We start from the raw sequence: 10,001 nt of genomic DNA on the forward strand, positions 1-10,001 counted from the left end.
GATCAGGTCGGCTGTCAGGCCGCCTCGCTTTGCTTTTGATCTTAGGCGCCCCGTTAAACCACGCTGGCCGTCATCCGATTTTGATTTGGGGGGTAAACCGGCAGGACGCCGGTTTAGCCGCGCTGGGCCATGGATGGCCCATCGCGGCGGCCCCCCAAATCAATGTCGGATGACGGGCACACCGAGCCTAGGCGAGGTGCCGAGTGGTGGGGCAAGAGCCCTTTGCTTACTTTGGGGCTTTCCAAAGTGAGCCGCCGTAAGGGCGGAACCAATAGCCGCCGTAACCGCAGCAACGGATATGTACACACCCCCCAGAATCACCAAAGAGTTGTGTAGATACCTATGCCGCGACCCAACAAGCCAGCTCCCACAGCAGTCCACGCATGCCCCAACGAATATGCCTGCGCCGAGCTCAATGTCGCTAAAGCATGGGCAGTTACTTGGGATACAGCGGCGGCAAGCTGGTGCTGTCGGCCACCGGCGCCTGTTCGCGCTCGGCCATGGGAATGGCCTTGATCGCCCGCCACAGCTCCTCACCCTGCCAATACTGGCCGGTTTCGCTGTAGAGCGCGCCGTTCAGCCCATCCAGGGCATCGGACAAGGGCACAAACCGCGCCGCCATGTCCGCCAGGGTTTCTGGTTGTTGGCGTGCCCAGGCATCCAGCGCCTGGCGTGTGGCCTGGGGGTCATTGGCCTGGCTCGCACGCTTGAGGTCGTCGAGCAAGGTGCGGGGGCTGGGCCCCGTCTGGGCGGCGCGCTGGATTGCCGGGCGGGAGCGGGCCCGCCACCACAGGCCGAAGCCGAGCAGGGTGGTGCCGGCGAGGAGCAGGCTGGTAAGTTGCCAGATCCACAGGCGGCTATCGTCCGGTGCGGTGATTACGGTGGGGGTGGCCGGGGTGTCGACCACCAGGCTCGGGTTGACCGCCACTTGCAGGGTGCGGGCCGGCAGGCTGGTGCGTTCCAGATGGTCTTCATGGGTGTTCCACCACACCACCTCCACCGCCGGCAGCTCCAGGGCGCCGGCGCGGTTGGGCACCAGGGCCTCGCGGTCTTCGCGGCTGCCGATCACCCCGCGCTCGCTGCTCTGGTTGCTCAACACCGGCTGGTCGGGGTAACGCCGCAGGCCGGCGATTTCGGTGCTCGGCAGCGCCGGTAACTGGGCACTGGCCAAGCCTTCGGCCTTGAGGGTGAGGATGCGGGTCAGGGAGTCGCCGACCTGCACGTTCGTAGGTTCCGGGTTCCAGCTTTCACCCAGGCTCAGACTGCGCGCCGGCAGCCAGGGGGCGTCCGCGGGGTACAGGGCCGGCTTGGGCTTGACCGTCAGGGGGATTTCGGTGGAATTGACATGCAACAGCTTGCCGGGCCTGGGTGCCTGGGGCGTGGTGCCCTGGGCCGGGCGCGGTTCGACTTGGGTGGCACTGAATATTTGCGCCGGGATCAGCAGTTGCCCGCTGTGTTGCGGGTAGATCCCATAGCGCATTTCGATCACGCCGTGGCGCACGCCGTTGATGACTTTTTCATAGGTGCGCGAATCGCCCACCTGCTCGACCCGCGCGTCAGACAACTGCAACGGCGTCAGGCTGCTGTCGTCATACAGCGCCACCGAGTGGTAGATGCGCACCGTCAGCAGGGCCTGGGCCTGCACATAGACGCTGCCCTCATCGAGGCTGGCTTCGATGAATACCGGTTCCAGTTGATTGTCACTGTCCTGGCCCAGGGTTTCGTCCACTTGCAGGCTGATCGCCTGGGTCTTGAGTTCGCCCAGTTGCAGCGGCGGGATCACCACGGTGCCGGTGGTCTTGGGCTGCAAGGTGATGATCCAGCGAGTGGTGGCGTGGTTGCTGCCGTCAAGGGTGGTGAGTTGGTTGATCTGGCGGGTGCCACGCACGTCGAACAGCGGGTCCAGGGGCGCCAGGTCCGGCTTGCCGAACTGGGTGACGTCGTTGGACTCGATTGTCAGCTCCACCGTTTCCCCGGAATTGACGCGGCTGCGGTCGATACTGGCGGCCAGGTCGGCCGCCTGGGCGTGACCGGCCCACAGCGCTAGCAATAAGACAAAGGGGGTGCAGCGGCTCATCGAGTCTTGTCCTGATGTTGTTGCTGTTCGTACCAGAATTTGCGTCGCAACAACTCGCCGGGGTTGTCCGGGATCTGTCGCAGCCACTGTTCCAGGGCCTGGCGGTGCTCCTCGTCGAGGTTGCTCTCGGTGGGGCGCAAGGGCGGCGTAGTGGTTTGTTCGTCGCCCAGTTCGCTGCTGGGTACTTCGTTGTTGCCGGCAACGGGCGGGGTGCCGGTTTGTGTGTCAGCCGTGCCTGCCTGGCCCGCGCCCTGGGGCGATTGCTCGCCGCCGTTGGCCTGTTGGCCGCTGTCGCCCGGTTGTGCAGTTTGGCCGGGTTGGGTGGATTCGTCATCCTCGTTTTTTTCCGGTGCGGGCGGCTCAGGTTCTGGCTCTTCCAGCAGCAGGCTCTCGACAAGGGCTTTGTTTTTCAGGGCAGGCTGCAAGTCCGGCTGGGCTTCCAGGGCTTGCTCATAGGCGTCTATCGCGGCTTCCAGCTCACCGGTGCGGGCCAGGGCATTGCCACGATTGTAGTGGGAATAGGCATCACTGCCTTCGGCAAAACGCCGGGCCGCCTCGGCATAGTTGCCCGCCTCGTACAGGGCGACACCCTGCCATTGCGGGTTTTCAAAGTGTTCGGCGGCTTCGGCCGGGCGTTTGTGCTTGAGCAGGTACTGGCCCTGTTGATCGGGGCGCAGCCACAGGTCGTCAAAGCTGAACGCGTAGCTCGGCTGCGGCGCGGCCAGGAGCAGCAACGGCAGGCAGAACAGCCAGCCACGGCGCCCGGCGCAGGCGGCAAGCAGCAGCAAGGGCAGCAATAGCCAGTAACCCTGGTCGGCCCAGGTGTCCAGTTGCAGGCGCTGACCGTCGTCGCGCAGGTTTTGCGGGCCGTCCAGCAGGCCCAGGCCGCGCAGGTCCTTGTCGTCCAGTCGGGCCTGGCGATAGCGGCCGCCCATTTCGCTGGCAAAGGCCTTGAGCGTCGGGCTGTCCAGGCGCGGGATCAGGATCGCGCCTTGTTCGTCCTTGAGGAACTCGCCACTTTCCTGGGTCACTGGCGTGCCTTCGCGGCTGCCGATGCCGAGGATCGACAGGCTCGGCGCCTGGCCTTGCAGCAGCAGGCGAATGCCCTGGCGCTCCTGCTTGGACAGCGACGAGCCAATCAATAACAGGCGACCCTGGCCCAGGCCGCCGTGCTTGAGCAGGCCCAGGGCTTTTTCCACTGCCAGGTCGGCACGATGGCCGGCCTCGGGCATGATCGACGGGCGCAGGGCTTCCAGCAGGTTGCGGCTGGTGGCCAGGTCGTCGGACAGCGGCACCAGCGTGTGGGCACTGCCGGCATACACGACGATAGCGGTCTGCGCATCGCTGCGCGCCTGCAGCAGATCCACCAGCTTGCGCCGCGCCTGCTCCAGGCGATTGGGCGGGCTGTCGGTGGCAAGCATCTCTGGGGTCAGCTCCAGCACCACCACCAGCGGGTCGGCGGGCTTCTGGCTGATCTGTTCGACCCGTTGCCAGCCGGGGCCGAGCAAGGCCAGCACCGCCAGCAGCCAGGCCAGGCCCAGCAACAGCCATGGTGACTTGCTTTCCCGGCCATTGCCGCCACTGAGCAGGGCGGCGTGGAAGGCCGGCGGCAGGATCATCTGCCAGCGCCCGGCGCGTTTTTGCCGATGCCACAGTTGCCACAGCAACCAGCCGAGGACGGGCAGCAGCAACAGCCACCAGGGGCGGAACCAGTGCGGCCATAAAGCGATCATCGACGCCTCCGCAAGCGCAGGCGTTTAAGGCGTTGCCGCCATTGCGGGTGCTGTTGCAGGAAATGGCCCTTGGTCGAGAGTTTATTGAGCAGCCGTTGCAGGGCGTTGTCCGGCCAGCGTTCCTGGATCACCAGCAGCAGGCTGAGAAACAGCGCCAGGGCCAGCGGCCCGCTATACAGCGCCTGGGTCGGGCGGGCCTGGGTTGGTTGTTGCGCCACCGGCTCCAACTGGTCGAGGGTTTGTTTGATCGCTTGCAACTCGGCGCCGTCATGGGCGCGGAAATACTGCCCGCCGGTGGTCTGGGCGATGGCCTTGAGCGCCGGCTCGTCGAGGTCCAGGCTGGGGTTGAGGCCGAGCATGCCCAGGCTGCCGGTCTGTTCGGGGCTGGCGCCAATGCCGATGGGGTAGATTTTCACGCCTTCTTCGGCGGCCAGGCGGGCGGCGGTCAATGGGTCGATTTCGCCGCCATTGTTGGCCCCGTCGGTGACCAGGATCAGCACCCGGCTTTGTGCCGGGCGTTGCCGCAGGCGTTTGAGGGCCAGGCCAATGGCGTCGCCAATCGCGGTGTTTTTCCCGGCGATGCCGATGCGTGCCTCATCCAGCCAAGTGCGCACGGTGCGCCGGTCGAAGGTCAGCGGTGCCTGCAGGTAGGCCTGGCTGCCAAACAGGATCAGGCCAACACGGTCGCCCTCGCGGCTTTCGAGAAAGTCGCCAAGCAGGTGCTTGACCAGGTTCAGGCGGCTGACGTCTTCGTCCTGCCATTGCATATCGGGGAAGTCCATGGAGCCGGACACGTCCACCGCCACCAACAGGTCGCGGCCGCTGGCGGCAATCGGCAACGGTTCGCCAAGCCATTCCGGGCGGGCGGCGGCGGTCAGCAGCAACAACCACAGCACCACGAACGGCGCTTGTTGGCGCCAGCCCGGCAGGTTGATGCGCGCGCGGCGCCGGGCCAGCCCTTCGAGGTCGCCCAGAAAGCTGACTTTCAAGGCCGGCTCGCCGCTGTCGGCCACCGGCAGGATCAGCCGCATCAGCCAGGGCAGGGGCAGCAGGGCAAAGACCCACGGCCAGGCGAACTCAAACATGTTTGCGAATCCAGGTGTCGACCGCTTGCGTCAGGCCGGCGATGGCCTTGTCGTCGAGCTTGCATTCGGGTTTGTAGGCGCCCTCGACGAGGACCATCCAGCGCGTGAGGCCGGCGGCGGGGCAGCGGTTGTCGAGAAAGGCCAGCCATTTGCGCCCGTTGAGGGTGTGGCTCTGGCTGTAGGGGTAGTCGTTGCGGCACAGGCGCTTGAGCAGGCCGTTGAGCTGCTGCAGCCAGGCGCCGGCCGGTGCGCCGTCGTAGGGCTTGGGCATCAGCGCCAGTTCCGCGAGGGCGGCAATACGCAGTGGGTCCAGGGGTTGTTCGGCCCGGGCCAGGGGGCGTTTGCTCGGCAGGAAGCGCCGCAGCCGCCACAAGCCCCAGCCCGCCAGGGGGATCAGCGCCAGCAACAGCCACCAGCCCGGCGCCGGCGGCCAGAAACCAATGGCCGGTGGGGCTATCAGCGGTTGCAACTGGTCCAGGCTGCTCATGGCTTTTTCACCGGGCGTTGCGGGTTGAGGTATTCGCGCAGTTGCTCGACCATTTCGCTCTGGGTGCTCAATGGCATCAGCAGTACCCGCAGTTTTTGCGCGAGCAATTCCCAGCGGGCGATGCGTGCTTCGGCCTGGGCCTTGTAGGCCTGGCGCAGCTCGAAGTTCAAGGTGTCGATTTCCAATTGCGCGCCGCGCTCGGCGAAACGCAGCAGCCCGGCGGCGGGCAGTGCGTGGTCCAGCGGGTCTGAGACCGGCAGCAGCAACAGGTCGCAATGGCGCGACAACAGGCTCAGTTGCTGCTCGGCGCCCTCGGTCAGGGCGCGCTCGTCGCAAATCACAATCACCAGGCTGCCGGGGCGCAGCACTTCGCGGCCTCGGCGCAGGGCCATGCCCAAGGCGTCGGCTTCGGGGCGGCTCTCGGTGTTGAGGCTCTGGTTGACCCGTACCAGGCGGTTGAGCAGTTGCAGCAGGCTTTGCTTGCTGCGCCGGGGCTTGATTTCGTAGTGCTCGTTATCGCCGAACACCAGGCCGCCGACCCGGTCGTTGTGGCCCAGCGCGGCCCAGCCGATGAGGCTGGCGGCCTGGGCGGCGAGGACCGACTTGAACATCAGCCCGGAGCCGAAAAACAGCCGGCAGCTTTGCTCCACCATGATAAAGATCGGCCGTTCGCGCTCTTCGTGGAACAGCTTGGTGTGGGGCTCCTGGGTGCGGGCGGTGACGCGCCAGTCGATGGTGCGCACATCGTCGCCGGCCTGGTACACCCGCACCTGATCGAAGTCCACACCGCGCCCGCGCAGTTTGGAGTGGTGCAGGCCGATCAACGGGCTGCGCTGGCTGGGCGTGGAAAACAGCTGTACTTCGCGCACGCGATGGCGCATCTCGATCAATTCGCTGAGGCTGACATGGATCCCGTCGCCGGCATTCATGGAGATCAAGCGACGGCTACGACGTCGAGAATACGCTGCACCACGCGGTCCTGGTCGATGCCGGCCGCTTCGGCCTCGAACGACAGAATGATGCGGTGGCGCAGTACATCGAACAGCACCGCCTGGATATCTTCCGGGCTGACAAAGTCACGCCCGGCCAGCCAGGCGTGGGCGCGGGCGCAGCGGTCAAGGGCAATCGAGCCTCGGGGGCTGGCGCCATAGGCAATCCACTCGGCCATTTCCGCGTCGAACTTGGCCGGGGTGCGCGTGGCCATGACCAGTTGTACCAGGTATTCCTCCACGGCGTCGGCCATGTACAGGCCGAGGATTTCCTTGCGTGCGGCGAAAATCGCCTGCTGGCTGACCCGTCGCTCGGGCTTTGTCTCGCCATTCAGCGCTTCGCCACGGGCCTGTTGCAGGATGCGCCGCTCCACGGCGGCATCGGGGAAGCCGATCTTGACGTGCATCAGGAAGCGGTCGAGCTGGGCTTCGGGCAGGGGATAGGTGCCTTCCTGCTCGATGGGGTTCTGCGTGGCCATTACCAAAAACAGCGGCGACAGCTCGTAGGTGCTGCGCCCGACGCTGACCTGGCGCTCGGCCATGGCTTCGAGCAGGGCCGACTGGACCTTGGCCGGAGCACGGTTGATCTCGTCCGCCAGCACCAGGTTGTGGAAGATCGGCCCTTGCTGGAACACGAAACTGCCGGTTTCCGGACGATAGATCTCGGTGCCGGTGATGTCGGCGGGCAACAGGTCGGGGGTGAACTGGATGCGATGGAACTGTGCTTCGATCCCTTCGGCAAGCTCCTTGATGGCCTTGGTCTTGGCCAGGCCGGGAGCGCCCTCTACCAGCATATGGCCGTCGGCGAGCAGGGCAATGAGCAAACGCTCGATGAGTTTTTCCTGGCCGAGAATCTGCGTAGAAAGAAAGGTTCGCAGCGCGAGCAGCGCTTCACGATGTTCCATCAAAGACGGTTCCTGGAAAGATGAGCCTGGGGATTGGGAAAAATGCCAAGGCCTGGGGGGCCTACTTTAATGCATTGGAGGGGCTGGCGACTAATGAACCAGGGGGTATTTTTTTGCGATCTGTAGTAAAGGTCTGAGGTTTTTGGCGTTTATAAGGGTCTCATCGCGGGCAAGCCCGGCCTCCCACAGGTGGGGGCGGGCTTGTCGGGTCGCCGCATCGCCGCGATGGCGATTTAGCAGGTGCCCATCAAGGCGTGCGGATGTAAGTGCCAGTGCCCTTGAGAATGTTCTGCAGGGTTTCTTCTACCTCGGCCAGGTCCGCCTCAGCGGTACCGTGATTGATCTGCAGGTGGTCGCTGCCGCCCAATGCGTCCTTGTCCGCCGCACCGATTTCCACCAGGAGGGTGGTCGCGCTCAGGGTGATCTTCAAGCCTTCCAGGGTCGAAGGCTCGTAGTCCCAGGTCAGTTCAACCTCGTCCTCATCTGGATAACGCGACAGCATGAACATCTCGCCATGGGTACCGTGGCAGCAGAGCATGGCCATGTTGTCTTCTTCGTCGTCGCAGGGGGTGGCGAGCAGGTGGGTGGTGGTCAGTTGCATGTAGAGTCCTGTCTGGAAAGGCGGCTTCAAGGCCGGCAGGCCTTGATTCTGCCATTGCATCGGGCTTTGTGTCGGCTTTTGTATCAAGCGGGCATCAGGTTTTGGAGGCCCAGGCACTGATTGCGCTGCTTAACGGTTTAAAGGCATTCCCCAAACCACTGGTGAACACAGGAAGAAGGGTTTTCACGGAACCTTCGCCAATGAGCTTGTCTGCCCCAGGGCGCCTGTGGATATAGCTGTCTATGCCAATGCCGAGTTGCGCGGTGCCCACCGCTGTGCTTGTGGCCGTCAGGGCAATGCCCAGCGGCGGGAAAGCGATTCCGAGTGGGGCTAAAAGAAGTAGCCCATATTTTGCCCAGTTCAAGTACTTGAACGCAGTCTTTGCGTTGACGTCGCGATTGAGGACGAATTGAAAACGAGTGGCGCTTTTCAGGTCTACCTCGGTGCGATGCTGGAGTTCCTCGAATGGACTTCCCTGGACAACCTGGCCATTGAATAGGCCACCCTCGTCAAAATAACCGAGCTTTTCTTGCGTGGAGGCAGGAAGGTCACCGTTAAGTACATTGCGGGTGTTGTCTACGAGTGCATCAATGCCTTTAGACAGGAATTCATTACCGAGGTCTTCGGGGCGGAAGTAAAGTTTGAAACTCTCGACGAATTGCGGATCTTTCATTTGCTCGGCCAGCCATTTATTCATTTCTTTCTTGGAGTCGAAGCCTTTCAACGGAGACGCCTGGCCAGGTAGATACAACAAGACCCTGCCCGTGGTCTTATCCTGGGTGTAAAAAGCGCGCATGGGGAAACCTTTGAACGTGAGGAATTTGGTTTCCAGATTCGGGTCAGCCTTGTAGGGCTGTGTCAGGTCATTTTGATTAAGGGATAGGTAACTTTTGTCGGCCGGCATGCCCGCGACACCCATGGCAATCTGGCGATCGTTTTCGGTAAGAGAGTTGTCATGGTGTTGAACGTGTGACGCTTTCAAAAACGCGCCTCTCGCCGCTTCGGAGTAGGCATGGCGGGAGTTGCCGTTCCAGTAATTGTTAAGGTACTGGTCATAAGGGGATTTATAACTGTTATCCCATACCATCTGTTTGAACTCAGTTGCCGGGATATCGACCCTGTTGCTCGCATCATAGGTATTCGCAGACCCCTGCTGCGGCTCCGTGTAAATCCCTTGAAAGTGGCTGGTGAACCCCGTCTCATTTGGGCGCGGGAACCTACCAAAGGCGTCAGGCTTATCTGTATGTTTTGAACTTTTCCTTATTTCAAAAGGGCCGTCCTCTTTTGAACGTATCGCCCCGTGGAAGTCAGGCTCTTCCTGCTGGTTGAGCCTCGCTGCCTGGGTCAGGGATATTTTTTGAACAATGACCCCGCTGTAAGGTGGGGTATTGGTGCGGTGATCATACTGAATGCTCACTAAGTAGGTGTTATCGGGGTCAATATCTTTACCGAACTTTTCCTTTATCTGACGCTTTACTTCCATGGATGTAATTTCATCTGCCGTCTTGGGCTGCTTGTACTGGCTGATGAGTTGTTCGACGGTCTTGTTGCTGGATAGGGGCGCTTTGAAATAGGGCGCCGGAAAGTGCGGCGTGGAGGCAGCGGGGGCATTGTCCGAACTTGATCGTGCAGTGGGCTGGAAGAAAGAGCCACGGTTCCCACCGGGTGGGACGTTAAGGGCGGAAGAGTGTACGTTCAATTGAGCCTCGTTGAGTGGTAATAGGGCCTTTATGGGCATGACTGCCTACGCACACTAAGTGACTGAATTTTGAAATACGGTTCCTGCGTGGAGCTGGGAATTAGATTGTACGAGTGTATGAATATTTACCTGTCAGCACTCTCGCCGTGCCTGCATGGCCGCTCACTTTCAATCGCTAGCCACCCCTTGACTGGTGGGAGGGGTTGCTCTTGGTGCAACCGCCCATTGCCGGGTGTTGACCGAATATGTCGCAGTGCAGTAAGCAGCCTGCTCGCCGCACTCGTTAAGCTGCGTAACGGGTGTACCTTCTGCGTGACTCTGGCCTGCCCGTCGTGTCGTCATCCGCCGGTGGTGCATCCAGTGGACGTCGAATGTGACCTCAGGGTCTTGTCCAGCTTCACCCACCTGTCACCCTGATTCGTCTA

The 10,001-nt window shown here is 62.5% G+C and carries 8 protein-coding genes; all 8 read right to left on the minus strand.

Going from position 1 to position 10,001, the window contains the following annotated elements; genetic code table 11:
• Window positions 1-436 precede the first annotated feature (436 nt).
• The 8 genes from HBR94_RS14795 to HBR94_RS14830 all read right to left on the minus strand — a co-directional run bounded on the left by HBR94_RS14795 (window position 437) and on the right by HBR94_RS14830 (window position 9,576).
• Window positions 437-2,077: a BatD family protein gene (locus HBR94_RS14795; protein WP_170045069.1), complete on the minus strand. Its 1,641-nt coding sequence runs from the start codon at window positions 2,075-2,077 to the stop codon at window positions 437-439.
• Complete coding sequence (locus HBR94_RS14800) at window positions 2,074-3,810, minus strand: tetratricopeptide repeat protein (protein WP_170045070.1); 1,737 nt, start codon at window positions 3,808-3,810, stop codon at window positions 2,074-2,076. Before HBR94_RS14800 ends, HBR94_RS14795 begins: the two co-directional genes overlap by 4 nt.
• Complete coding sequence (locus HBR94_RS14805; RefSeq protein ID WP_057959833.1) at window positions 3,807-4,895, minus strand: VWA domain-containing protein; 1,089 nt, start codon at window positions 4,893-4,895, stop codon at window positions 3,807-3,809. Before HBR94_RS14805 ends, HBR94_RS14800 begins: the two co-directional genes overlap by 4 nt.
• On the minus strand, window positions 4,888-5,382 hold the full coding sequence (locus HBR94_RS14810) for a DUF4381 domain-containing protein (RefSeq protein ID WP_057438644.1): 495 nt from the start codon (window positions 5,380-5,382) through the stop codon (window positions 4,888-4,890). The genes HBR94_RS14805 and HBR94_RS14810 overlap by 8 nt, the downstream gene beginning before the upstream one ends.
• Entirely contained in the window at window positions 5,379-6,311 is a 933-nt protein-coding gene (locus HBR94_RS14815; protein ID WP_057438643.1) for a DUF58 domain-containing protein, read from the minus strand. Before HBR94_RS14815 ends, HBR94_RS14810 begins: the two co-directional genes overlap by 4 nt.
• A gap of 5 nt (window positions 6,312-6,316) precedes the next feature.
• Complete coding sequence (locus HBR94_RS14820) at window positions 6,317-7,276, minus strand: MoxR family ATPase (RefSeq protein WP_057959832.1); 960 nt, start codon at window positions 7,274-7,276, stop codon at window positions 6,317-6,319.
• Window positions 7,277-7,523: 247 nt separating this feature from the next.
• Window positions 7,524-7,877 carry a hypothetical protein gene (locus tag HBR94_RS14825; protein ID WP_057959831.1) on the minus strand — a complete coding sequence of 118 codons (354 nt, stop codon included), beginning with the start codon at window positions 7,875-7,877 and terminating at the stop codon, window positions 7,524-7,526.
• 94 nt (window positions 7,878-7,971) lie between these two features.
• Window positions 7,972-9,576 (minus strand): DUF6543 domain-containing protein, encoded by a 1,605-nt coding sequence (locus tag HBR94_RS14830; RefSeq protein WP_170045071.1) that lies wholly within the window; start codon window positions 9,574-9,576, stop codon window positions 7,972-7,974.
• Window positions 9,577-10,001 lie beyond the last annotated feature (425 nt).

Origin of the sequence: Pseudomonas sp. WS 5412, assembly GCF_012985615.1 — a bacterium.
Classification (GTDB): domain Bacteria; phylum Pseudomonadota; class Gammaproteobacteria; order Pseudomonadales; family Pseudomonadaceae; genus Aquipseudomonas; species Aquipseudomonas shahriarae.

Coding starts and splice junctions, on each gene's coding strand:
- HBR94_RS14810 (WP_057438644.1), bottom strand. CDS start 5,382: ATGAGCAGCCTGGACCAGTTGCAACCGCTGATAGCCCCACCGGCCATT.
- HBR94_RS14820 (WP_057959832.1), bottom strand. CDS start 7,276: ATGGAACATCGTGAAGCGCTGCTCGCGCTGCGAACCTTTCTTTCTACG.
- HBR94_RS14825 (WP_057959831.1), bottom strand. CDS start 7,877: ATGCAACTGACCACCACCCACCTGCTCGCCACCCCCTGCGACGACGAA.
- HBR94_RS14815 (WP_057438643.1), bottom strand. CDS start 6,311: ATGAATGCCGGCGACGGGATCCATGTCAGCCTCAGCGAATTGATCGAG.
- HBR94_RS14805 (WP_057959833.1), bottom strand. CDS start 4,895: ATGTTTGAGTTCGCCTGGCCGTGGGTCTTTGCCCTGCTGCCCCTGCCC.
- HBR94_RS14800 (WP_170045070.1), bottom strand. CDS start 3,810: ATGATCGCTTTATGGCCGCACTGGTTCCGCCCCTGGTGGCTGTTGCTG.
- HBR94_RS14795 (WP_170045069.1), bottom strand. CDS start 2,077: ATGAGCCGCTGCACCCCCTTTGTCTTATTGCTAGCGCTGTGGGCCGGT.